18 protein-coding genes are annotated in these 24,393 nt (G+C 68.2%); 16 read left to right on the top strand and 2 right to left on the bottom strand.

Annotated features, from left to right (window positions below):
• The first annotated feature begins 419 nt into the window (after nucleotides 1–419).
• The 13 genes from ilvD to glpK all read left to right on the top strand — a co-directional run bounded on the left by ilvD (nucleotide 420) and on the right by glpK (nucleotide 16,757).
• The gene (ilvD, locus tag ACTJJK_RS17790; protein ID WP_440730848.1) at nucleotides 420–2,117 is read left to right on the top strand and encodes a dihydroxy-acid dehydratase; all 1,698 of its coding nucleotides are present in this window, start codon (nucleotides 420–422) and stop codon (nucleotides 2,115–2,117) included.
• Nucleotides 2,118–2,175: 58 nt separating this feature from the next.
• Nucleotides 2,176–3,204 carry a ketol-acid reductoisomerase gene (gene ilvC, locus ACTJJK_RS17785; RefSeq protein ID WP_051884318.1) on the top strand — a complete coding sequence of 343 codons (1,029 nt, stop codon included), beginning with the start codon at nucleotides 2,176–2,178 and terminating at the stop codon, nucleotides 3,202–3,204.
• Nucleotides 3,204–4,973: an acetolactate synthase 2 catalytic subunit gene (gene ilvG, locus ACTJJK_RS17780; RefSeq protein WP_440730847.1), complete on the top strand. Its 1,770-nt coding sequence runs from the start codon at nucleotides 3,204–3,206 to the stop codon at nucleotides 4,971–4,973. The genes ilvC and ilvG overlap by 1 nt, the downstream gene beginning before the upstream one ends.
• Nucleotides 4,957–5,193 carry an ACT domain-containing protein gene (locus tag ACTJJK_RS17775; protein WP_031370333.1) on the top strand — a complete coding sequence of 79 codons (237 nt, stop codon included), beginning with the start codon at nucleotides 4,957–4,959 and terminating at the stop codon, nucleotides 5,191–5,193. The genes ilvG and ACTJJK_RS17775 overlap by 17 nt, the downstream gene beginning before the upstream one ends.
• Before the next feature lie 323 nt (nucleotides 5,194–5,516).
• A complete protein-coding gene (locus ACTJJK_RS17770) occupies nucleotides 5,517–6,305 on the top strand; it encodes an aminotransferase class IV (RefSeq protein WP_051884317.1) in 789 nt (262 codons plus the stop codon).
• 4 nt (nucleotides 6,306–6,309) lie between these two features.
• Nucleotides 6,310–7,482 (top strand): threonine dehydratase, encoded by a 1,173-nt coding sequence (locus tag ACTJJK_RS17765; protein ID WP_031370331.1) that lies wholly within the window; start codon nucleotides 6,310–6,312, stop codon nucleotides 7,480–7,482.
• Nucleotides 7,479–9,065, top strand: a complete 1,587-nt coding sequence (locus ACTJJK_RS17760) for a 2-isopropylmalate synthase (protein WP_440730846.1) — start codon at nucleotides 7,479–7,481, stop codon at nucleotides 9,063–9,065. The genes ACTJJK_RS17765 and ACTJJK_RS17760 overlap by 4 nt, the downstream gene beginning before the upstream one ends.
• 213 nt (nucleotides 9,066–9,278) lie before the next feature.
• Complete coding sequence (gene leuC / locus ACTJJK_RS17755) at nucleotides 9,279–10,712, top strand: 3-isopropylmalate dehydratase large subunit (protein ID WP_223620979.1); 1,434 nt, start codon at nucleotides 9,279–9,281, stop codon at nucleotides 10,710–10,712.
• Complete coding sequence (gene leuD, locus ACTJJK_RS17750; protein WP_051884316.1) at nucleotides 10,712–11,368, top strand: 3-isopropylmalate dehydratase small subunit; 657 nt, start codon at nucleotides 10,712–10,714, stop codon at nucleotides 11,366–11,368. The genes leuC and leuD overlap by 1 nt, the downstream gene beginning before the upstream one ends.
• On the top strand, nucleotides 11,358–12,446 hold the full coding sequence (leuB, locus tag ACTJJK_RS17745) for a 3-isopropylmalate dehydrogenase (protein ID WP_408950936.1): 1,089 nt from the start codon (nucleotides 11,358–11,360) through the stop codon (nucleotides 12,444–12,446). The genes leuD and leuB overlap by 11 nt, the downstream gene beginning before the upstream one ends.
• Nucleotides 12,447–12,711: 265 nt before the next feature.
• A complete protein-coding gene (gene glpD, locus ACTJJK_RS17740) occupies nucleotides 12,712–14,283 on the top strand; it encodes a glycerol-3-phosphate dehydrogenase (RefSeq protein ID WP_440730845.1) in 1,572 nt (523 codons plus the stop codon).
• Nucleotides 14,284–14,346: 63 nt separating this feature from the next.
• Nucleotides 14,347–15,066: an MIP/aquaporin family protein gene (locus ACTJJK_RS17735; RefSeq protein ID WP_305067585.1), complete on the top strand. Its 720-nt coding sequence runs from the start codon at nucleotides 14,347–14,349 to the stop codon at nucleotides 15,064–15,066.
• Between the two features lie 185 nt (nucleotides 15,067–15,251).
• Nucleotides 15,252–16,757: a glycerol kinase GlpK gene (gene glpK / locus ACTJJK_RS17730; protein ID WP_031370324.1), complete on the top strand. Its 1,506-nt coding sequence runs from the start codon at nucleotides 15,252–15,254 to the stop codon at nucleotides 16,755–16,757.
• Nucleotides 16,758–16,822: 65 nt separating this feature from the next.
• Here the strand turns inward: glpK and ACTJJK_RS17725 are convergent, their stop codons facing one another.
• Nucleotides 16,823–19,987, bottom strand: coding sequence for an efflux RND transporter permease subunit (locus ACTJJK_RS17725; protein ID WP_031370323.1), 3,165 nt, complete (start codon nucleotides 19,985–19,987; stop codon nucleotides 16,823–16,825).
• Nucleotides 19,988–20,118: 131 nt separating this feature from the next.
• Nucleotides 20,119–21,228 carry an efflux RND transporter periplasmic adaptor subunit gene (locus ACTJJK_RS17720; RefSeq protein ID WP_223620976.1) on the bottom strand — a complete coding sequence of 370 codons (1,110 nt, stop codon included), beginning with the start codon at nucleotides 21,226–21,228 and terminating at the stop codon, nucleotides 20,119–20,121.
• 76 nt (nucleotides 21,229–21,304) lie between these two features.
• Here ACTJJK_RS17720 and ACTJJK_RS17715 point away from each other — a divergent pair, with 76 nt between their 5' ends.
• From ACTJJK_RS17715 to ACTJJK_RS17705, 3 genes are all read left to right on the top strand, one after another.
• Nucleotides 21,305–21,970 (top strand): TetR/AcrR family transcriptional regulator, encoded by a 666-nt coding sequence (locus ACTJJK_RS17715; RefSeq protein ID WP_031370321.1) that lies wholly within the window; start codon nucleotides 21,305–21,307, stop codon nucleotides 21,968–21,970.
• Between the two features lie 154 nt (nucleotides 21,971–22,124).
• On the top strand, nucleotides 22,125–22,793 hold the full coding sequence (locus ACTJJK_RS17710; RefSeq protein WP_031370320.1) for a protein-L-isoaspartate O-methyltransferase family protein: 669 nt from the start codon (nucleotides 22,125–22,127) through the stop codon (nucleotides 22,791–22,793).
• 17 nt (nucleotides 22,794–22,810) lie between these two features.
• A complete protein-coding gene (locus tag ACTJJK_RS17705; protein WP_031370319.1) occupies nucleotides 22,811–24,226 on the top strand; it encodes a TolC family outer membrane protein in 1,416 nt (471 codons plus the stop codon).
• The last annotated feature ends 167 nt before the right edge of the window (nucleotides 24,227–24,393 follow it).

Genomic DNA, 24,393 nt, shown 5'->3' with positions numbered 1-24,393 from the left:
ACTTCCACGTCGAAACGCGGGAACCAGAATCGAAGACAAGGCACATTCGCCGGACAGGCGAGCTGTGACCGCTCGCACGCGTCCGGATGGTTTTTCCAGAAACTATTGACAAGCCCAGAACGGGCATGTTCTTCTCGCTGACATGACGCAGCGCAACAACCACTCGCAGACGACTTCGGTCCAGGCCCAGCAGGCCTCGAACGACGCCGCGCGCGTTGCGCTCCGACACGGTCCGGCCATCGCCACGATTATTCTCGTCCTCGTACTTATTACCTCGCTTACCAGCGCGGGAGTCGGGTTCGTGTAGCAAAACCACACAACCCAGGTCGAAAGAACCTAGACCCCGCGCCCGAAAGGCGCGGGGTTTTTCGTTTTAAGGCCCTGGGTTCCTGTCGCCAACGACTTAGGAACACCTGTTCGTGAGAAGCAACGCCATCAAGCAAGGCCCGGCCCGAGCCCCCGCACGCGCGATGTTGCGTGCGACCGGCCTCGACGACGCGGCCATCGCCAGACCGCTGGTCGCCGTCGTCCACACCTGGTCCGACGTTTCGCCGTGCAACATCACCCTGCGCGACCTGGCCCAGCACGTGCGCCGCGGCGTGCACGACGGCGGCGGCACGCCGATCGAGTTCAACACCATCGCCGTCACCGACGGCATCGCGATGGGCACCGACGGCATGCGCGCCTCGCTGGCCTCGCGCGAAACCATCGCCGACTCGATCGAGCTGGCGGTGTCCGGCCATTGCCTGGACGCGATGGTGCTGCTGGTCGGTTGCGACAAGACCATCCCGGCCGCGGCGATGGCCGCGGCGCGTCTGGATATCCCGACCGTGATCCTCTACGGCGGCACGATCATGCCGGGCCATTGCCCGTCGAAGGCCGGCCAGGACGACAAGCCGCTGACCGTGCAGGACGTGTTCGAGGCGGTCGGCGCGCATTCGGCCGGGCGCATCGACGACGCCGAGCTGCATCGCATCGAATCGCATGCCTGCCCCGGCGCCGGTGCCTGCGGCGGCCAGTTCACCGCCAACACCATGGCGATGGTGCTGACCTTCCTGGGCCTGTCGCCGCTGGGCCTCAACGACATCCCGGCGATCCACGCCGACAAGCCCGAGGCCGCGCGCGCCTGCGGCGAAATGGTCATGCAACAGTTGCGCAATGGCGGGCCGAGACCGCGAGCGCTTCTCTCTCCCNCCACCGCCGGTTCCACCAATGCGGCCCTGCATCTGTTGGCGATCGCCCACGAAGCCGGCGTCGCCTTCGACCTGGAAGAGTTCGAAGCCGCCGCGCATACGCCGGTCATCGCCGACCTGAAACCGGGCGGCCGTTACACCGCCGCGGAGATGTTCGAATTCGGCGGTGCGGCACTGGTGGCTCGCGAATTGAAAGCGGCCGGTTTGATCGAGGATATTCCGACGGTCACCGGCCGTTCCTTTTTCCAGGAACTGGCCGAGGCCCGGATGGCCGACACCCAGGACGTGGTGCGCCCGATCTCCGACCCGCTGAAGCCGCGCGGCGGCTATTCGATCCTGTACGGCAACCTGGCGCCCGAAGGCTGCATCCTCAAGCTGGCCGGTCACGGCCGCGAACACTTCGCCGGCCCGGCGCGCGTGTTCGATTCCGAAGAAGCCGCGTTCGCTGCGGTGCAGGCGCGCCGGATCAACGCCGGCGACATCGTGGTGATCCGCTTCGAGGGTCCCGCCGGCGGCCCCGGCATGCGCGAAATGCTGGCGGTCACCGCCGCGCTGGTCGGCCAGGGCCTGAGCAACGACGTCGCGCTGATCACCGACGGCCGTTTCAGCGGCGCCACCCACGGCTTCATGGTCGGCCATATCTCGCCGGAAGCCGCGCACGGCGGCCCGATCGCGCGTCTGCGCGAAGGCGACGTGGTCAGCATCGACGTCAAGACGCGTCGTCTCGACGTCGCCGCCGACCTCGCCGCGCGCGAGCCCGCGCGTATCGAACCGCGCGTGACCACCGGTGTGTTGGCCAAGTACGCGCGCCTGGTCGGCTCGGCCTCGCAGGGCGCGGTTACCGCGCCCGGCCCACTGCAATCGCCGTCATCGAAAAAGATCGACGCAGCGCTGATCGACACCCCGTTTCCAGAACCCGCGTGACCGCACCTCCGCTCACTCCTCACTCCTCCGCACTCACTCCTTCCTACCGAGATCCGTCATGACCACCAGCACCGCCTCCCGCCCCAAGATCGCCATCGTCGGCTACGGCAGCCAGGGCCGCGCCCATGCGCTGAACCTGCGCGACTCCGGCTTCGACGTCACCGTAGGCCTGCGCCCGGGCGGCCCGACCGAGATCAAGGCCAAGGCCGACGGCTTCACCGTCAAGTCGCCGGCCGAAGCCGTCGCCGGCGCCGAGCTGGTCGCCGTACTGACCCCGGACATGGTCCAGGCGCAGCTCTACCGCGACGTGATCGAACCCAACATCGCCCAGGGCGCCTGCCTGCTGTTCGCGCACGGCTTCAACGTGCACTACGGCCAGATCGCCCCGCGCGCCGACCTCGACGTGGTGCTGGTCGCGCCGAAGGGCCCCGGCGCGCTGGTCCGCCGCGAATACGAAATCGGCCGCGGCGTGCCGAGCGTCTACGCCGTGCACCAGGACACCAGCGGTCGCGCCGAAGAGTTCGCCCTGACCTATTGCGGCGGCATCGGCGGCGCGCGCCAGAACGCGATCAAGACCACCTTCAAAGAAGAGACCGAGACCGATCTGTTCGGCGAACAGGCGGTGCTGTGCGGCGGCGCGACCAAGCTGGTCCAGGCCGGTTGGGAAACCCTGGTCGAGGCCGGTTATCAGCCGGAAGTGGCCTACTACGAGTGCTTGCACGAACTGAAGCTGATCGTCGACCTGTTCTACGAAGGCGGCGTGACCCGCATGCACGAGTTCATCAGCGAAACCGCCCAGTACGGCGCGCTGACCCGCGGCACCTACGTGGTCGACGACAACACCAAGGCGCAGATGCGCAAGGTGCTGGCGGAAATCCAGGACGGCACCTTCGCCCGCCAGTGGATCGCCGAATACGCCTCGGGCAACGCCAACTACAAGAAGCTCAAGCAGGGCGACCTCGATCATCCGATCGAAGCCGTCGGCAAGAAGCTGCGCGCCAACATGAAGTGGCTGGACACCGCGCCCAAAGCGCAGACCGCCGCACCCGCCGCGCCCCGCGGCGAACGACAGGAAGAGGCCGCCTGATGAACGGTGCCCGCTGGCTGGTGCAAGCACTGGCCGCAGAAGGCGTGGACACGCTGTTCGGTTATCCGGGCGGCACGATCATGCCTTTCTACGATGCCCTGCACGGGTCGGACCTCAAGCATGTGCTGGTCCGTCACGAGCAAGGCGCGGCTTTCGCGGCCAACGGCTATGCCCGTGCCAGCGGGCGAGTCGGTGTATGCGTAGCCACGTCCGGTCCGGGCGCGTCGAACCTGGTCACCGGCATCGCCGACGCGATGCTGGACTCGGTGCCGATGGTCGCCATCACCGGTCAGGTCGCGACCTCGCTGATGGGCACCGACGCGTTCCAGGAACTGGACGTGTTCGGCATGACCATGCCGATCGTCAAGCACAGCTTCATCGTGCGCCGGGTGGATGATCTGCCGGGCATGGTCGCCGAAGCCTTCCGGCTGGCGCGTTCGGGCCGTCCGGGCCCGGTGTTGATCGATCTGCCCAAGGACGTGCAGAACGCCGACGCCACCCATCTGGCCGCGCACGTGCCGCTGCCGACCGATCTGGTGCCTAGCGCGCCGGACGCGGCGTATCACGAAGCCGCGGCGCTGATCGCACATGCGCAGAAGCCGCTGATCTACGGCGGCGGCGGCATCGCTCTGGGCGATGCGGTCGAATCCTTCCGCGCCTTCGTCGACGGCTGCCAGATCCCGGCGGTGCTGACCCTGAAGGGCCTGGGCGCCCTGCCGGCCGCGCATCCCTTGAACCTGGGCATGCTGGGCATGCACGGCAACCGCGCCGCCAATATGTCGGTGCAGGAATGCGATCTGCTGATCGTGGTCGGTGCGCGCTTCGACGACCGCGCCACCGGCAAGCTGGCCGAGTTCGCACCCAACGCGCGCGTGGTCCACATGGACCTGGACGCCTGCGAAATCGGCAAGCTGCGTCACGCCGATGCCGCGGTCAACGGCGACCTGCGCCGCGCGCTGGATGCGCTGACCCCGCCGTGCACCGCGCAACTGCGCGGCCGCAACGGCAACGCACGCCGCAGTTGGCGCGACACCTGCCTGCAACGCAAGCGCGACTGCACGCCGCGCTACGACGCACCCGGCGAAAGCGTGTACGCGCCGTCGCTGCTCAAGCGTCTGTCGGAGCTGGCGCCGGAAGCGGTGGTCAGCTGCGACGTCGGCCAGCACCAGATGTGGGTCGCCCAGCATTGGCGCTTCGACGACCCGCGCAAGCACCTGACCAGCGGCGCCCTCGGCGCGATGGGCTTCGGCCTGCCCGCGGCGATCGGTGCGCAACTGGCGCTGCGCCGCGACGGCGAGCCGGAGCCGCAGGTCATCTGCGTCAGCGGCGACGGCTCGTTCCTGATGAACGTGCAGGAGCTGGCCACCGCCGCGCGTTACCGCCTGCCGGTGAAGATCGTCCTGCTCGACAACCAGGCCCTGGGCATGGTGCGGCAGTGGCAGGAACTGTTCTTCGAACGCCGTTATTCCGAGATCGACCTGTCCGACAACCCGGACTTCTGCGCCCTGGCCACCGCGTTCGGCATCAAGGCCATGTACGTCGACCGCGCCGACTCGGTCGAGGAAGCGCTGGCCTACATGCTCGACACCCCGGGCCCGGTGCTGCTGCACGTCGCCATCGACCAGGCCGCCAACGTCTGGCCGCTGGTGCCGCCGAACCACAACAACGCCCAGATGCTCGACCCCGAGGCCAACGACGCCGACGCGATCGTCAGCCTGACGCCCCCCACCACCGCCGAAAAGGAGGACGCCCATGCGATACCAGCTTGAACTGACCCTGCGCCAGGCCGAAGGCGCGCTGGCTCGCGTATTGGGCGCCGCCGAGCGTCGCGGCTTCCGTCCCCTGTCTGTGGACGGCGAGGCGCAACCCGACGGCGATCGCTGGCATCTGCGCATGACGGTGGAGGGCGACCGCGCCGACTCCGCCCTGCAGAGCCAACTCGCCAAGCTTTACGACTGTCTTGCTGTCGAGGTTTCCCCATGCACCTGAATGCCGAAATCCTGGAGCGTCCGGCGCAAGCCGAGGCGCAATCGCCCGCACAGGCCGCCTCGACGATGCGCGAGCGGGCTTATGCGCCGGCTCGCAGCGAAGCCCCGAGCGCGGAAGTCGATGGTTCGAGCGCAGCTCGTGGCTCTGAGTCCCATGCTCGCAGTGAAGTCCCAAGCGCTGAAGTCGCCAGTTCGACCGCCGCTCGTGGTTCTGAGTCCCATGCTCGGAGCGAAGTCCCGACTTCTTCGCAGCAACCACTCATTTGGTTCGACGGTAACTTCATCTCCGGCGACACTCCGGAAGCGCCGCTGACCACCCATGCCATGCACTACGGCACCGCGGTGTTCGAGGGCATCCGCAGCTACGCCACCGCCGACGGCGGCGCGGCGGTGTTCCGCCTGCCCGAGCACATGGAGCGCATGCGCAAGGGCGCGCAGATGTTCGGCATCGACTTCGACGTCGAGCGCGCGAGCGAAGCGACCTTGGCGACCCTGCGCGCCAACGGCCATCGCGATGCCTACATCCGTCCGCTGACCTGGATGGGCACCGGCACCATCGGCCTGGACGTCGATCCGCTGACCCAACACCTGATGATCGCGACGCTGGCCAAGGTCGTGCACCTGGGCGGCGCGCGCACCCGCCTGACCGTGTCGCCGTGGAAGCGCAACCCGGCCACCTCGCTGCCGGCACTGAAGCTCAGCGGCGCCTACGTCAATTCGATCCTGGCCAAGCGCGAAGCCAAGCAACGCGGCTTCGACGAGGCGCTGTTCACCGACGACAAGGGCTATGTCGTCGAATGCACCGGCGCCAACGTGTTCATGGTCAAGAACGGCGCGATCACCTCGGTCGACCATCGCGACGCCCTGCCCGGCATCACCCGCGACACCATGATCGAGCTGTCGGGCGCACAGTCGCGCGAAGTCACCCTGCACGAGTTGCTCGACGCCGACGAAGTGTTCGTCTGCGGCACCGCCGCCGAAGCGACCGCGATCGCCGTGCTCGACCGCCGCGAATTCGGCGACAACCCGGTCACGCGCGAGCTCGCCGCCCTGTATGCACGCGTGGTGCGGGGCGAGGAATCGCGCTACGCCTCGTGGCTGACCCCGGTCTGACGCCGTGGACTGCGACGTAGCCAGCCTGGCCCAAGTCAGCGCCGCCGATCTGTTGGCGGCGCAGGCGCGGCTGCGGCGTTATCTGGAACCCACCCCGCTGCACCACGCCGAACGTTTCGGTTGTTGGCTGAAGCTGGAGAACCTGCAGCGCACCGGCTCCTACAAGGTGCGCGGCGCGCTCAACGCGTTGTTGGCGGCGCGCGAACGCGGCGATCACCGCACCGTGATCGCCGCTTCCGCCGGCAACCATGCGCAAGGCCTGGCCTGGGCGGCCTACCGCCTGGGCATCAACGTCATCACGGTGATGCCGCGCTGCGCGCCGCAGACCAAGATCGCCGGCGTCGCCCACTGGGGCGCCACCGTGCGCCTGCACGGCGAGACCTACGACGAGGCCAAGGCCTTCGCGATCGAACTGGCCGACCAGCACGATTACCGCCTGCTGTCGGCCTTCGACGACCCCGACGTGATCGCCGGCCAGGGCACGGTCGGTCTGGAACTGGCGGCGTTCGCGCCCGACGTGGTGATGGTGCCGATCGGCGGCGGCGGCCTGGCCGCCGGCGTGGTCCTGGCGCTGAAGTCCGAACTGCTGGCGCGCACCCCCGCGGCGCGGCGCATCCGCGTGATCGGCGCCCAGGTCGAAGGCGTCGACTCGATGGCGCGCGCGCTCAAGGGCGACCGCCGCCTGATCGAACCGGTCGCGACCCTGGCCGACGGCGTGCGGGTCAAGGACCCGGGCCGCCTGACCGAACGCGTGCTCGAGAGCATGCTCGACGACATCGTCATCGTCCGCGAAGCCGAGCTGCGCGAGACCCTGGTCCGCCTGGCCCTGGAAGAACACATCATCGCCGAAGGCGCCGGCGCCCTGGCCCTGGCCGCGGGCCGCCGCATCGTCGGCAAGCGCAAATGCGCGGTCGTCTCCGGCGGCAACCTGGATGCCGGCGTGCTGGCGCGCCTGCTCTCGGAAGTGCGCCCGCGCGCGCCGCGGCGCCCGCGCCGGCGCACTCGCGAAGCGCTCGGTCGCGAGACCGCAACCATCGAGGCGGACATTTATACGCTGGCCAATCTTCCTCCCGCGCTGCGACTTAGCCGGGGCCCGAGCGGCCCCGACTCCCGCCCCGCCACCGACGCCCCGTATTCCATCCGCCATTCAGCTGTAACAGAGGAAGTCCCCGCATGAACGACTCGCCAGGACCGGTAGCAGCGATTACCGACGCGCCTCAACACGTCACCATTTTCGACACCAGCCTGCGCGACGGCGAGCAATCGCCCGGTTGCAGCATGACCGCCTCGCAGAAGCTCCGTTTCGCCCACGCCCTGTCCGAACTCGGCGTCGACGTCATCGAAGCCGGCTTCCCGGCCAGCTCCGAAGCCGATCTCGAAGGCACCCGCGCGATCGTGCGCGAGGTGCGCGGCTCCACCCTCGCCACCCTGGCGCGCTGCCATTCCGGCGACATCGAAGCCTGCGCGCGCGCGCTCGAAGGCGCCGCCAAGCCGCGCATCCACGTGTTCATCTCGACCAGCCCGCTGCACCGCCAGCACAAGCTCAACCTGGACAAGGAGCAGGTGATCGAACGCGCGATCGCCGCGGTCGAGCAGGCGCGCAAGTACGTCGACGACGTCGAGTTCTCGGCCGAAGACGCGCTGCGCACCGAACACGACTACCTGGCGCAGATCTGCAGCGCCGCGGTCGCCGCCGGCGCGCGCACCCTCAACATCCCGGACACCGTCGGCTACACCACGCCGAGCGAAATCCGCAGCCTGTTCGAGTACCTGCGCGCGAACGTGCGCGATGCCGACCGCGCCGTGTTCAGCGCCCACTGCCATAACGACCTGGGACTGGCCGTGGCCAACAGCCTGGCCGCGATCGAAGGCGGCGCGCGCCAGGTCGAGTGCACCATCAACGGTATCGGCGAGCGCGCCGGCAACTGCGCCCTGGAAGAACTGGTGATGGCGCTGCGGGTGCGCAACGCCTACTACAACGTCGGCACCCGCATCGACACGCGCCGGCTGGTGCCGACCTCGCGCCTGCTGTCGCGCATCACCGGCATGGTGGTCCAGCGCAACAAGGCTATCGTCGGCCAGAACGCCTTCGCCCACGAATCCGGCATCCACCAGCACGGCATGCTCAAGCACCGCGGCACCTACGAGATCATGCATCCGGAAGACGTGGGCTGGGCGCAGTCGCAGATGGTGATGGGCCGCCACAGCGGCCGCGCCGCCTTGAGCGACCGCCTGCAGACCCTGGGTTTCACCCTGGACGAGGCACGCTTGAACGCGGTGTTCGCCGGCTTCAAGGCCCTGGCCGAGAAGAAGCGCGAGGTGTTCGACGCCGACCTGGAGTCGCTGGTGCTCGGCGCCGACGCCAAGGCCGCCCGCGGCCATCGCCTGGTGCGCGCTCACGTCAGCACCGGCGTCGCCGACGGCAGCCTGCCGACCGCGAGCGTACAGTTGCTCGATCCCGACGGCGCCGCGGTCAGCGAGGCGGCGATCGGCGACGGCCCGGTGCACGCCTTGTTCGCCGCGCTCGCGCGCGCGACCGGCGTGGCCTTGCGCATCGACAGCTACAACGTATCGAGCGTGACCACCGGCGACGATGCCCAGGGCCAGGCCAGCGTGACCGCGCGCATCGACGGCATCGAGATGACCGGCTCGGGCACCAGCACCGACATCATCGAGGCCAGCGCCCTGGCCTGGCTCGATGTCGCCAATCGCATTCGCCGCACGCAACAGGCGCCGCAGCGGCTGACGGCTACGGCATGAATCTCGCCCCTCTCCGGCCGTCGCGTCTTCCCGAAGTCGTCATCCCCGCGAAGGCGGGGATCCAGAGACTTCAGAGTGCTGCTGCGATAGAGCCCTGGGTCCCCGCCGTCGCGGGGACGACAGCCGAAAGACTCGGCTAGGGACGAAACCACCGAACTCCGGCGCCACTACGAACCACTCCAGCCATAGCAGCCAGACAGAACACCGGACTCCATGACTACCACCTCGGCTCCTCCCAGCACCTTGTTCGACAAACTGTGGGACGCGCACCTGGTATCGCCCGAAAGCGATGCCGTGCCCGCGGTCCTCTACATCGACCTGCACCTGATCCACGAAGTCACCTCGCCGCAGGCGTTCGCCGAACTCGAATCGCGCGGGCTCGCGCCGCGCCGTCCGGACCTGACCAAGGGCACGCTCGACCACTCCACCCCGACCCTGCCGGCCGGCGCCGACGGCCGCCTGCCCTATTTCACCGCCGAGGCCGAGAGCCAGGTCGACACCCTGCGCCGCAACTGCGCGCGCCACGGCGTCGAGCTGTTCGATTTCGACAGCGCCTACCGCGGCATCGTCCACGTGATCGGCCCGGAGCTCGGCCTGACCCAGCCCGGCATGACCATCGTCTGCGGCGATAGCCACACCGCCACTCACGGCGCCTTCGGTGCGCTCGCCTTCGGCATCGGTACCAGCGAGGTCGGACACGTCCTGGCCACCCAGTGCCTGCTGCAACGCAAGCCCAAGACCCTGGCGATCAACGTCGAGGGCGAACTGGCGCCGGGTGTAGGCGCCAAGGACCTGATCCTGCATATCATCGGCGAGATCGGCGTCAACGGCGGCACCGGCCAGGTCATCGAATACCGCGGCTCGACCATCCGCGCGCTGTCGATGGACCAGCGCATGACCGTGTGCAACATGTCGATCGAAGCCGGCGCGCGCGCCGGCCTGATCGCGCCCGACCAGACCACCTTCGATTACCTCGCCGCGACCCCGCGCGCGCCGCGCGGCGCCGACTTCGATCGCGCCGTCGAACGCTGGAGCGCCTACAAGACCGACGACGGCGCGGTATTCGATCGCGAAGTGCATATCGACGCCAGCGCGATCAAGCCGACCCTGACCTGGGGCACGCATCCCGGCCAGGTCGCGGCGATCGATGCGCATCTGCCGCAGGCGCGCGATACCGACGAAGCCAAGGCCCTGGCCTACATGGGCTTCGACGGCGGCGCGGCGATGGCCGGCCGGCCGGTCGACGTGGTCTTCGTCGGCAGTTGCACCAACTCGCGCTTGTCGGACCTGCGCGAAGCCGCCGAGGTGCTGCGCGGCCGCCACATCCATCCGCGCGTGCGCATGCTGGTGGTACCGGGCTCGGAGCAGGTCAAGCGCGACGCCGAGGCCGAAGGCATCGACCGCATCGTGCGCGAGGCCGGCGCCGAATGGCGCGAGCCGGGCTGCTCGATGTGCATCGCCATGAACGGCGACCTGGTCGGTCCCGGCCAGCTCGCGGTGTCGACCAGCAACCGCAATTTCGAGGGCCGCCAGGGCAAGGGCTCGCGCACCCTGCTGGCCTCGCCGCTGACCGCCGCCGCCTGCGCCATCGCCGGCCACGTCACCGACCCGCGTCCTTATCTCACTGCCGTGAAGGAGGTCGCGTAATGTCCGCGTCCCAGTCCCCCAACCACGCCGCGCCGCAGTCCGGCGACGGCTTCGTCGAGTTGATCGCGCGCACCGTGGTGCTGCGCGAACGCAATATCGACACCGACCAGATCATCCCGGCGCGCTTTCTCACCACCACCGAGCGCAAAGGCCTGGGCCGGTTCGCCTTCAACGATTGGCGCGCATTGCCGGACGGCTCGCCGAACCCGGAGTTCGTGTTCAACCGTCCGGAGAACGCCGGTGCCGCGATCCTGGTCGCCGGCCGCAACTTCGGCTGCGGCTCCTCGCGCGAACACGCGCCGTGGGCGCTGACCGACCTGGGTCTGCGCGCGGTCATCAGCAGCGAGATCGCCGACATCTTCCGCAGCAACTCGCTCAAGAACGGCCTACTGCCGATCGTGGTGTCGCAGGAACTGCTGGACGAACTGCTCGAACAGCCCGGCATCGAGCTGCGCATCGACGTACGCACACGCCGCCTGCACCTGCCCGACGGCCGCGCGATCGAGTTCCCCCTCGACGCCTTCGCCCAGACCTGTCTGATCGAAGGCGTGGACCAGCTCGGTTATCTGCTCCGCCAACTCGACACCATCAACCAATACGAACAGCGTCGCGCGACGGCGCTGAACCCCCGCCAGGAGAATCAACATGCGCGCTGACATCGTCGTTCTGCCGGGCGACGGCATCGGTCCGGAAGTCACCGCCGCCGCGGTCGAAGTGCTGCGCGCGGTCGGCCGCCGCTACGGCCATCAGTTCACCCTCAACGAGCACCTGATCGGCGGCGCCGCCATCGACGCCAGCGGCGAGCCCTTGCCGGCCGCGACCCTGAGCGCCTGCCAGCGCGCCGATGCGGTGCTGCTCGGCGCGGTCGGCGGCCCCAAGTGGTCGGACCCGAAGGCGAAAGTGCGTCCCGAACAGGGCCTGCTGGCGCTGCGCAAGGGCCTGGGCCTGTACGCCAACCTGCGCCCGGTGCAGCCGCACTCGGCCACCCTCGGCGCTTCGCCGATCAAGCCGCATCTGCTGGCCGGCGTCGACATGATCGTGGTGCGCGAGCTCACCGGCGGCATCTATTTCGGCCAGAAGCAACGCAGCGAGACCAGCGCCAGCGACCTGTGCGAATACAGCGTCGAGGAAATCGAACGCGTCGTGCGCCGCGCCTGCCAGCTCGCCCGCGGCCGCCGCCAGCACGTGGTCTCGGTCGACAAGGCCAATGTGCTGGAAACCTCGCGGCTGTGGCGCGAAGTCGCCAGCCGCGTCGCCCGCGACGAGTTCCCCGACATCACCCTGGAACATCAACTGGTCGATTCGATGGCGATGCATCTGATCGCCAAGCCGCGCGCGTTCGACGTCATCGTCACCGAAAACATGTTCGGCGACATCCTCACCGACGAGGCCTCGATGCTGGCCGGCTCGCTGGGCCTGCTGCCGTCGGCCTCGCTCGGCGAAGGCAAGGTCGGTCTGTACGAGCCGATCCATGGCTCGGCGCCCGACATCGCCGGCCGCGGCATCGCCAACCCCTGCGGCACCATCCTCAGCGCAGCGCTGTTGCTGCGTCATTCGCTGGGCCTGAATGCGGAGGCCGAGTGCATCGAGCAGGCGGTCGCAGCGGTGCTCGAAGCCGGCGTGCTGACCGCCGACCTCGCCCCGGCCGGCCAAGCCGTCGGCACCCGTGCGGTCACCGACGCGGTGCTGGCGCAACTCGAACTGCCCTGTCACATCCCCGAACTGCGCGACTGACGCCTGGCTCCATCTGGCTAGCTCCATCCACCGCAGGCCGTCCCGGCGGCCTGCGACAAGCGCAAGACCGCTCTCTCCAAAGTTCTGGTAACTCCTAGCCCGATGCTCGTGCATCGGGTTTTTTTTGCCCTTCGCCCGGCCGCACCGCAACACCGCCGTCACCCGTCGTTGATGTGAACCCCGGCCACAATCGATTCGTCACCGTATGCCATCATCCTGACGTGTCCTGGGTCGACGCCGCGGCCCGCAGCATTCGCGAGAGCGCATGACCGAACCCGCATCCTCTCCCGACCAACCCGCCCACGAATCGCCCGTCGCGAACCCGTCCGATGCCGTCCTGCCCGACGTCGATCTGTTGGTCGTCGGCGGCGGCATCAACGGCGTCGCCATCGCCCGCGACGCCGCCGGCCGCGGCTTGTCGGTGCTGCTGTGCGAACGCGACGACATCGCCTCGCACACCTCCAGCGCCAGCACCAAGCTGATCCACGGTGGCCTGCGCTATCTCGAACAGTTCGAGTTCGCCCTGGTCGGCAAGGCCCTGGCCGAACGCAAGCGCCTGTTGCGCATGGCGCCGCACATCATCTGGCCGCTGCGCTTCGTCCTGCCGCATCAACCGCATCTGCGCCCAGCCTGGATGATTCGCATCGGCCTGTTTCTGTACGACCGGCTCGGCGGCCGGCGTGGACGCGGACTGCCCGGTTCGCGCTCCGTCAATCTGCGCAAGCACATCACCGGGCGGCCGTTGCGCGACGACTTCGTCCACGGCTTCGTCTACTCCGACGCCTGGGTGCAGGACGCGCGCCTGGCGGTGCTCAATGCGATGGATGCGGCCGAACGCGGCGCGACCGTGCTGACCCGCACCGCCTGCGTCGCGGCGCAGCGCGGCGCCGAGGCCTGGGACGTGCAGCTGCGCAGTGCCGACGGCGTGTCGCGGCGAGTGCGCGCGCGCGTCCTGATCAATGCCACCGGCCCGTGGGCGGTACGCTTCCTCGACGAAGTCGCGCAGGTGCCGCACCGGCACAACCTGCGCCTGATCAAGGGCAGCCACATCGTCGTTGCGCGGCTGTTCGAACACGATCACGCCTACATCTTCCAACAACCCGATCGCCGCATCGTGTTCGCGATCCCCTACGAACACGACTACACCCTGATCGGCACCACCGACGTCGACTACCGCGCTGATCCTTCGGCGCCGCACATCGACGAGGCCGAAACCCAATACCTGTGCGAGGCCGCCTCGCGCTATTTCAAGCGCGCCATCCAAGCGAGCGATGTGGTCTGGACCTACAGCGGCGTGCGGCCCCTGCTCGACGACGAAAGCGACGCCGCCTCGGAAATCACCCGCGATTACCTGCTCACCCTCGACCGCGAAGGCGCGCCGCTGCTCAACGTGTTCGGCGGCAAACTGACCACCGCGCGCAAGCTGGCCGAGGAAGCCTGCGACCGGCTCGCACCGCTGTTCGGCGGACTGCGTCCGGCCTGGACCGGCACCGCGCCGTTGCCGGGCGGCGATCTGCCCGATGCCGATTTCGACGCCTTCCACGAAGACTTCGGCCTGCGCCGGCCGTGGCTGCCGGACGCGCTGGCCCTGCGCCTGTGCCGCAACTACGGCAGCCGGGCGCTGCGCATCGTCGAGAGCTGCTCGCATCTGGAAGAGCTGGGCGAATGTTTCGGCGCCGACCTGTACACGGCCGAGGTCGATTACCTGATCGATTGCGAGTGGGCGCGCAGCGCCGACGACATTCTGTGGCGGCGCTCGAAGCTCGGGCTGCGCATCGATGCGGCGGGGCATCGGAGATTGCAGGATTACCTCGCCCGCCGCGTCGCCGGCACCTAAGGCAACGGCCAGCGAACAGGACGACACCACCAGCGACAGCCCAGCATCAGGAGAGTCATCGCAATGGTCACACCGATGTCGCAATACCTTAGCGAGTTCATCGCCACCGGCATGTTGATCCTGCTCGGCAACGGCGTGGTCGCCGGCGCACTGCTCAATCGGTCGAAGGCGCAAGGCGCCGGCTGGGGCGTGATCACCGCGGCCTGGGGCCTGGCGGTGCTGATCGGCATCTTCATCGCCGGACCGACCAGCGGCGCGATCATGAATCCCGCGCTGACCATCGCCCTGGCGAGCATCGGCAAGCTCTCGTGGGCAGTGGTGCCGGGCTACATCGCCGCGCAGATCGCCGGCGCCTTCGCCGGCGCGGTGCTGGTGTGGCTGGCCTATCTCGCCCATTGGCGGATCAGCGACGACCCGGCGGCCAAACTCGCGATCTTCTGCACCGCACCGGCGGTGCGCGACACCAAGGCCAACCTGTTGACCGAAACGATCGGCACCTTCGCCCTGACCTTCGGCGCGCTCGCGATCGGCGCCAACACGCTCGCGCCCGGCATGGGCCCACTCGGCGTCGGATTGCTGGTGGTGGTGGTCGGCATGTCGCTTGGCGGACCGACCGGTTATGCGATCAATCCGGCGCGCGACCTCGGCCCGCGCATCGCCCATGCGCTGTTGCCCATTGCCGGCAAGGGCGGCTCCGACTGGGGCTATGCCTGGGTGCCGGTGGTCGCGCCGGTGATCGGCGCCTTACTCGGCGCCTTTGCGTTCCAGGCGGTTTACGGTTGATGGCAAGAGGACCAGGAACGAGTGAAGAGGAGTGAGGAATGAGTAGAAGCGGCTGACGTCGTCATCCGAGTTCCTTCGCAATTCGCACAGCCACCATCTTCAAACCAGCCGAGAGCCGCTCTTACTCACTCCTCTGTACTAGTTCCTAGCTTCTCCCTCCTCTCCACTCATTCCTCATCAAGGCCATGACCAAAACCTACATCCTCGCCATCGACCAGGGCACCACGAGTTCGCGCGCGATGCTGTTCGATCGTAATGGCGCCGTGGTCGGCGTGGCCCAGCGCGAATTCGAGCAGATCTTCCCGCGCCCGGGTTGGGTCGAACACGACCCGCGGGAGATCCTCGCCAGCGTGCAGACCACCGCCATCGAGGTCATGACCAAGGCCCAGATCAGCGCCTCGCAGATCGCCGGCATCGGCATCACCAACCAGCGCGAAACCACGGTGGTCTGGGACCGCCACACCGGCCAGGCGATCCACAACGCCATCGTCTGGCAGTCGCGCCAGACCGCGGCGATCTGCGACCAGCTCAAGGCCGATGGCTATGAGGAACTGGTGCGCGAACGCACCGGGCTGCTGATCGACGCGTATTTCTCGGGCACCAAGGTCAAGTGGATCCTCGACCACGTCGAAGGCGCGCGCGAACGCGCCGAACGCGGCGACCTGCTGTTCGGCACCATCGACACCTGGCTGATCTGGAACCTGTCGGAGAACAAGGCCCACGTCACCGACTACAGCAACGCCTCGCGCACGCTGATGTACGACATCCACAAGCGCCAATGGTGCCCGGACCTGTTGAAGATGCTCGGCGTGCCGGCGGCGATGCTGCCGGAGGTACGCTCCAGCAGCGAGGTCTATGCCCACACTGGCGCTCGCCATTTCTTCAACAACTCGGTACCGATCTGCGGCGTCGCCGGCGACCAGCAGTCGGCGCTGTTCGGCCAGGCCTGCTTCGAGGCCGGCATGGCCAAGAACACCTACGGCACCGGCTGTTTCCTGCTGATGAACACCGGCGACAAGGCGGTACGTTCCGACAACGGCCTGCTGACGACGATCGCCTGGGGCATCGACGGCAAGGTCGAGTACGCGCTCGAAGGCAGCATCTTCGTCGCCGGTTCGGCGGTGCAGTGGCTGCGCGACGGTTTGCGCATGCTCGGCAAGGCCGGGGACTCGCAGGCCTATGCAGAACGCGCGCGCTCCACCGAAGGCGTGTACTTCGTGCCGGCCTTCGTCGGCCTGGGCGCCCCGTACTGGCGCAGCGACGTGCGCGGCGCGATGTTCGGCCTGACCCGCGGCACCAGCAAGGAGCACTTCGTCCGCGCCGTGCTCGAATCGCTGGCCTACCAGACCCGCGACGTGCTCAGCGCGATGCAGGCCGATTCGGGCATCGAACTGAAATCCCTGCGCGCCGACGGTGGCGCCATCGCCAACGATTTCACCGCCCAATTCCAGGCCGACATTCTCGACGTGCCCTTGAAGCGCCCGCGGGTCAGCGAGACCACCGCGCTCGGCGCGGCGTACCTGGCGGGTTTGGCGGTCGGATTCTGGGAAAGCCGCGAACAGATCGCCCAGCAATGGCAGGTCGAGCGCAGCTTCGAACCGCAGATGCTGGAAGCCGAGCGCGAGCGTTTGTATGCGGGTTGGAAGCGGGCGATCGAGGCGACCTTGGCCTTCAGCGTCGAGCACGCCTGAGGCAATACGGCTCTGCCTTGGCCCCTCTGCCATTCATGGGAGAGGGGTTGGGGTGAGGGCAGGTCTCACGCCTCGTTCGGCACCTTGATCCGGAACCACGCCGCGTACAGCGCCGGCAGGAACAACAAGGTCAGCGCGGTCGCGACCATCAGGCCGCCCATGATCGCCACCGCCATCGGACCGAAGAAAGCGCTGCGCGACAGCGGAATCATCGCCAGGATCGCCGCCAGCGCGGTCAACACGATCGGGCGGAATCGCCGCACGGTCGCATCGACGATGGCCTTCCAGGGCTCGTGCCCTTCGCTGCGATCCTGTTCGATCTGGTCGACCAGGATCACCGAGTTGCGCATGATCATGCCGGCCAGCGCGATCGTGCCGAGCATCGCGACGAAGCCGAACGGCACCCGGAACACCAGCAGGAACAGGGTCACGCCGATCAGGCCCAGCGGCGCGGTCAACAGCACCATGAAGCTGCGCGAGAAGCTGCGCAGTTGCACCATCAACAGGGTGAACACCGCGAACAGGAACAGCGGCATGCCGGCGTTGATCGACTTCTGCCCGCGCGCCGAGTCCTCGACGCTGCCGCCGATGTCGATCGAATAGCCGTACGGCAGCTTGGCGCGCAGTCCGTCCAGGGTCGGCGAAATCTGCGCCATCACGCTCGAAGGCTGGGTGCCGTCGTAGATGTCGGCGCGCACGGTCATGGTCGGCAGGCGGTCGCGATGCCAGATGATGCCTTCCTCGAATCCGTACTCGAGGGTGGCGATCTGGGTCAGCGGCACGCTGCGGTTGTTGCCGGTCGGCACCATCAGGCTGCCGAGCATGTCGAGCTGCAGGCGCTCCTGGTCGGGGCCGCGCAGCAGCATCTCGATCAGCTCGTTGCTTTCGCGGTAGGTGCTGATGTGCGAGCCCGACAGCGAACTCGACAGGAACTGCGACAGCTGGGCCGAGCTGATGCCGAGCGCACGCGCGCGCTCCTGGTCGACCTGCAGACGGACGACCTTGCTCGGCTCGTCCCAGTCGAGATTGACGTTGGCCACGTGCGGGTTGGCGCGGATCTTCTCGCGCACCTGGTTGGCGATCTTGCGCACCTGGTCGATGTGCTCGCCGGACACGCGGAACTGCACCGGATAACCGACCGGCGGGCCGTTCTCCAGTCGCGTCACCCGCAACTGCAGTTCGGGGAAGCGCGGCGCCACGTCCTGGATGATCCAGGTGCGCAGGGTTTCACGGGCCTGCAAGTCCTTCGGCATCAGCACGAACTGGGCGAAGTTCGCCGCCGGCAGCTGTTGGTCGAGCGGCAGGTAGAAGCGCGGCGAGCCGGTGCCGACGTAGGACACGTAGTTGGCCAGGTCCTTGCGCTGCTTGAGCATGGCTTCCAGGCGCTGGACCTGTTCGCCGGTCTGGCGCAGCGAACTGCCTTCGGCCAGCTCCATGTCGACCATCAGCTCCGGGCGCACCGAGTCCGGGAAGAACTGCTGCGGCACGAAGCGGAACATGAACACCGACAGCAGGAAGGCGCCGACGGTGATGCCGATCACCAGCCAGCGCCGGCGCACGCACCAGGTCACCCAGCCGCGGAATCGCACGTAGAACTTGGACTCATAGGGATCGTGGGCGTGGCCGTCGATCGGCGGCTTCGGCGCGATCACGCTGGCGAACATCGGCAGGCGCTCGGCCCAGGCCACCCGCGCGTCGTGCCAGCGCGCGGCCAGCGAACCGGGCTTCGGCGGCGCCGCAGCGTGGCCGTAGTCGGGCAGCAGTTTGTCGCCGAGGAAGGGAATGAAGGCGACCGCGGCGATCCACGACACCAGCAAGGCGATGGTCACCACCTGGAACAAGGATCGGGTGTATTCGCCGGTGCTCGAGGCGGCGGTCGCGATCGGCAGGAAGCCGGCCGCGGTGACCAGGGTGCCGGTCAGCATCGGGAAGGCGGTGCTGTCCCAGGCGAACGCGGCGGCGCGCAGGCGGTCGAAGCCCTGCTCCATCTTGATCGCCATCATCTCCACCGCGATGATCGCGTCGTCGACCAGCAGGCCGAGCGCCAACACCAGCGCGCCCAGCGAAATCTTGTGCAGGCCGACGCCGAAGAAATCCATGACCGCGAAGGTCATCGCCAGCACCAGCGGAATCGACAGCGCCACCACCAGTCCGGTGCGCAGGCCGAGCGAGAAGAAGCTCACCAGCAACACGATCGCGACCGCCTCGGCGAGCACGCGCACGAACTCGCCGACCGATTCCTCGACCGCGGCGGGCTGGTCGGCGACCTTGCGCAGTTCCATGCCGGCCGGCAGCGTTTTCTGCAGCCGCGCGAATTCCGATTCCAGGGTCTTGCCGAGCTGCAGGATGTCGCCGCCCTGCTTCATCGACACGCCGATGCCGATCGCGTCCTGGCCCATGAAGCGCATGCGCGGCTGCGGCGGGTCGGAGAAGCCGCGACGTACGTCGGCCACGTCGGCCAGGCGGAAGGTGCGGTCGCCGACGCGGATCGGGAACTCGCGGATCTGTTCGACCGAGGTGAACTGGCCGCCGACGCGCAAGGGCACCCGGCTGGTCGGGGTCTCGAAGAAACCGGCCGGGGCCAACGCGTTCTGCTGATTCAGCGCTTCCTGCACCGCCTGCGCCGGCACGCCCAGGGTCGATAGCTTCACGTTGGACAGCTCGACCCAGATCTTTTCGTCCTGCACGCCGATCAGTTCGATCTTGCCGACGTCGGTCTGGCTTTGCAGCGCCAGTTGCACGCGCTCGGCGTAGTCCTTCAGCACGGCGTAGTCGAAGCCCTCGCCGGTCAGCGCGTAGATGTTGCCGAAGGTGTCGCCGAATTCGTCGTTGAAGAACGGGCCGACCACGTCGCTGGGCAAGGTCGGACGGATGTCGCCGATCTTCTTGCGCACCTGGTACCACAACGGCCCGATCTCGCTGGAGCGCATCGAATCGCGCGCGGCGAAGATCACCTGCGATTCGCCGGCGCGCGAGTACGAGCGGATGAACTCGTACTCGCCGGTCTCCATGAGTTTCTTCTCGATGCGCTCGGTGACCTGGCGCGAGACTTCCTCTGCGGTCGCGCCGGGCCACAGGGTGCGCACCACCATCACCTTGAAGGTGAAGGCCGGGTCCTCGCTGCGGCCCAGGCGCAGGTAGGACATCGCACCGGCGATAGCCAGCACCAGCATGGCGTAGACGATCAGGCTGCGATGGCGCAGGGCCCATTCGGAAAGATTGAAGCGCATGGATCAGCTCACTTCGTAGGCCCCTGTCCCGGCGGCGGGACAGGGTTGGGGTGAGAGTGCGGGCGGTCGCGCGAGGGCATGGCCGGCCTGGTCGGGGTCGCGGAGGCGGTTAACGCTCAACGTCGCAGCGATCAGCGCTCAACCGGGTGGTTGTCGCGGTCGACGGCGACCACTTTCTGGCCGTCGCGCAGCAGGTGGCCGCCGGCGGCGACGATCCAGTCGCCGGGCTGCAGGCCCGAACTCACCGGCACCCGCTCGGGGCCGTAGGCTCCCGTCTGCACCGGCCGCAGCTTGACCGTGCCGCTCTTGAGGTCGGCGACGAATACGGCCGTGCCGTTGGCGCTGCGCTGCACGGCCGCGAGCGGCACGCTGAGCCCGCTGGCGGCGTGGTTGGGCAGGTAGATGCGCGCGCTCTGGCCCAGTTCCAGGGTGCCGGCCGGCGCGTCGACGGTGACCCGCGCGGCGTAGGTGCGCGAGGCCGGATCGGCCGCCGGCGACACTTCGCGGACCCGGCCCGGCCAGCGCTGGCCGGATTGCGACCACAGTTCGATCAAGACCTGCTGGCCCGGCTTGAAGGTCGCGATCGCGCCCTCGGGCACGGCGAAGGCGACTTCGCGGGCGCCGTCGGCGGCCAGCGCGAACACCTGCTGGCCGGCGGCGACCACCTGGCCGGCCTCGGCGCTGCGGCTGGCGATCACACCGGCGCTCGGCGCACGCAGATGGGTGTAGGCGGACTGGTTGCGCGCGACCTCGAGGTTGGCGCGGGCGGCGTTGACCTGGCCGAGCGCAGCTTTGGCCGCGGCGTCCTGGGCGTCCTGGGTCGAACGGCTGACCAGTTGGTCCTTGGCCAGCTGCGAATAACGCACCTGGTCGGCACGGGCGCGGCCGTAATCGGCCTCGGCGGCGGCGAGCTGGGCCTGAGCCGCGCGCGCCTGGGCCTCCAGATCGCCGGCGTCGAGTATCGCCAGCACCTGGCCTGCGGCAACATGGGCGCCGACGTCGACCTTGCGCTCGATCAGCTTGCCGCCGACCCGGAACGACAGCGGGCTCTCCTCGCGGGCCCGGACCTCGCCGGCGAAGGCCGAGACCCCGTTGACCGCACCGCCCGGGCGGGCGACCAGCACCGGCCGCGGGGACTCTTCGACCTGTGGGCCGTTGCCGCAGGCCGTCAGGACCAGCATGAGCGCCGCGCCGAACAGCATCGGAGCGGTGGGCGCGGCGGTAAAAGTCCGGTGGCGCATTGCGGTTGGCCTCATCGCGAATTAATGTACTTGCCAGTACTGTATAAATAACGAACCCGGTAGTCCAGTATTCCCTATGTCCTCGCCCCGACCCTCCAGCCCCCCGACGCCGCCGGCCAAGCCGGCCGGCCCAGGCCGCCCGAAGGACCTCAGCAAGCGCAACGCAATCCTCGACGCGGCCAAACGGCTGTTCCTGGTCGACGGCTTCGACGGGGTCAGCATGGACCAGATCGCCGCCGGGGCCGGGGTCTCCAAGCTCACCGTCTATAGCCATTTCGGCGACAAAGAGACCCTGTTCGGCGCCGCGGTCAAGGCGTATTGCGAGCAGCACCTGCCGCCGCTGATGTTCGTGCCCGACCCGGCCACGCCGCTGCGCGAGCGCCTGCTGGCGATCGCCAACGCCTTCTACGAGATGGTCAGCTCGCCCGAGGCGATCCAGATTCATCGTCTGTTGTGCTCGCCCCAGGTCGCCCAATCGCCGCTGTCGAAGATGTTCTGGGAGGCCGGGCCGCAGCGCCTGCACGACGAATTCACCGCCTTGCTGCAGCGCCGGGTCGAGGCCGGCGAGTTGGAAATCGACGACGTGCCCCGCGCCGCGCCGCAGTTCTTCTGCCTGGTCAAGGGCGAACCGCACGCTTTGCTGATGTTCGGCTGCGGCGCGCCGGGCCGGACCGAGGTGCGCGCGCACATCGACGCCTCGGTGACGATGTTCCTGCGCGCCTATGCCCGCCGCGAGCGCTGAAACCGCCTTGGCACGGCCCGAAACCCGCACGGTGCCGAGAGTTCCGGTGACTTTCGGCACTAAGCCCGGGCCCGGGCGTGGTTAATTCTTTTGCTCCGGGGGTCGCGTGGTCCCGGTAGAATTCGCAGTTCCCACGCAACATGAAGACGCCCCGATGACTACGCTCGATTACGCAAAAGCACGTGAACTGATGGTCGAACAACAGGTTCGGCCGTGGGACGTGCTCGACCCGCGCGTGCTCGATGTGCTGGCCGCTTTGCCGCGCGAGGCCTTCGTCGACGAAGCGCACCGCAATCTGGCCTATACCGACGTGCAGCTGCCGTTGGCGCACGGCGAATTCATGATGAAGCCGGTGCTCGAAGGCCGCACGCTGCAGTCGCTCGCGGTCGACCCGACCGACGACGTGCTCGAGATCGGCACCGGCAGCGGCTACCTGACCGCCTGCCTCGGCCGCCTCGCCCGCGAAGTGGTCAGCCTGGAATGCCACGCCGACCTCGCCGCGACCGCGCGCAAGCGCCTGGCCGCGCAATCGATCAACAACGTCCAGGTCGTCGATGCCGACGCCCTGACTTACCGCACCGACCGCCGCTTCAACGCGATCTGCGTGACCGGCGCGGTCGCGGAAATTCCGCCGCAGTGGTTGCAGTGGTTGCAGCCCAACGGCCGCCTGTTCGTCGTCCGCGGCCGTTCGCCGGCCATGGAAGGACTGCGGGTCACCGCCGGCGAACGCAACGATGTCAACGCTGCGCGCATCCAATCGTTGTTCGAAACCGACCTCCCCTATCTCGTCGGCGCGGCCCCCGCGCCTGCCTTCGAGTTCTGAACGCTCAAGGAAGCCGCATGACCCGCCGCCCTCTCGTTCTTGCCCTGGCCTTATCCCTGCTGCCGGCCGTCGCGTCGGCGGAAGACTTGCTGCAGACCTATGAACTCGCGCGCCAGGGCGACCCGCAGCTGTCGGCGGCCGAATCCAACCGTCTGGCGACCAAGGAAGACCGCATCCAGGCCCGCGCCGCGTTGCTGCCGTCCTTGTCGGGCACCGCGCGGCTGACCCGCAGCCGCACCACCAGCGAAGGCGGTTCGGGCAGCAACGATCCGACCGATCCGGACCCGATCCCGGCCGGCGTCGATGTTCGCTCCGACAGCACCTCGCGCAACTACTCGCTCGCCGCGAGCCAAATGATCTACAACCGCGCCAGCATCAAGACCTACCAGGGTCAGAATGCGATCAGCCAGGCCAGCGACTTCACCCTCGAATCGGCCAGCCAGGAACTGATCACGCGCACCTCGGCGGCCTACTTCGACGTGCTGGTCAAGCTGGAGAACCTCGCCGCCGCCGAAGCCGCCGAAACCGCGCTGCAAAAGCAGTTCGACTACGCCTCCAAGCGCCTGGAAGTCGGCCTGGCGCCGATCACCGACGTGCACGAAGCGCGCGCCCAGTACGACACCGCCCGCGCCGGCACCATCACCGCGCGCAACGCGGTCGAAGACGCCTACCAGGGCCTGAGCCAGATCACCGGCCAACCGGTGCGCGCGCTCAAGGCCTTGCCGGCCGACTTCAAGCCGAACCTGCCGGAAGCGCAGGACGTCGAAGGCTGGGTCAACAATGCCGTGCAGAACAATCCTTCGCTGCGCGCGCAGGACTTGCAGGTGCGGGCCGCCGAAATCGGCGTGGAAACCGCGCGCGCCGGCCATTGGCCGACGCTGAGCTTGAACGGCAGCTACGGCGACAACGCCAGTTGGGGCGACCGCACCTTCATGGGCCAGACCATGAACGCACCCGGCAACGCCAACCACGGCCCGAGCATCGGCCTGGAACTGTCGGTCCCGTTGTACGCGGGCGGCCGCATCCAGTCCGGCGTGCGCCAGGCCCTGGCGCGTCGCGACGCCGCCCAGGACGAACTCGAACGCCAGAAGCGTCTGCTCGTGCGCACCACCCGCAACGCCTACCAGACCCTGGTCGCCGGCATCAGCGAAGTCGAAGCGCGCCGCCTCGCCCTGGTCTCGGCGCAGGCCGCCTACGATGCCTCACAGGTCGGCCTGGAAGTCGGCACCCGCACCGTGCTGGACGTGTTGAACAACCAGCGCACCCTGCTGGAAGCGCAGCAGGCCTATGCCCAGTCCAAGTACAACTACCTGCAGAATCGCCTGCTGCTGGAACAGGCCGCCGGCTCGCTCGACGTCGCCGACGTGCAGGACATCAACCGCCTGCTGACCGCCGACGCGGCGACCAACCTGGCACCGCCGCAGGCGCAGTAACGCGGCGATCCGGATACCTTCGAAGCCCTACGAAAAACCGCCGGCCCACCGGCGGTTTTTTCGTTTGTGGCCGCGCCTTCTTCCCCTGTAGGAGCGGCGCGGGACGCGCAACAACCTCAATGTCTTCGTAATCGATCGAAGCCGCGTAGCTTCACCAGGGTAGGAGC

The sequence above is a fragment of the Lysobacter sp. 22409 genome (genome assembly GCF_052045105.1).
GTDB lineage: Bacteria > Pseudomonadota > Gammaproteobacteria > Xanthomonadales > Xanthomonadaceae > Lysobacter > Lysobacter antibioticus_B.
The sequence above is the reverse complement of the archived record's forward strand: the minus strand, read 5'-3'. Positions and strand labels throughout refer to the sequence as shown.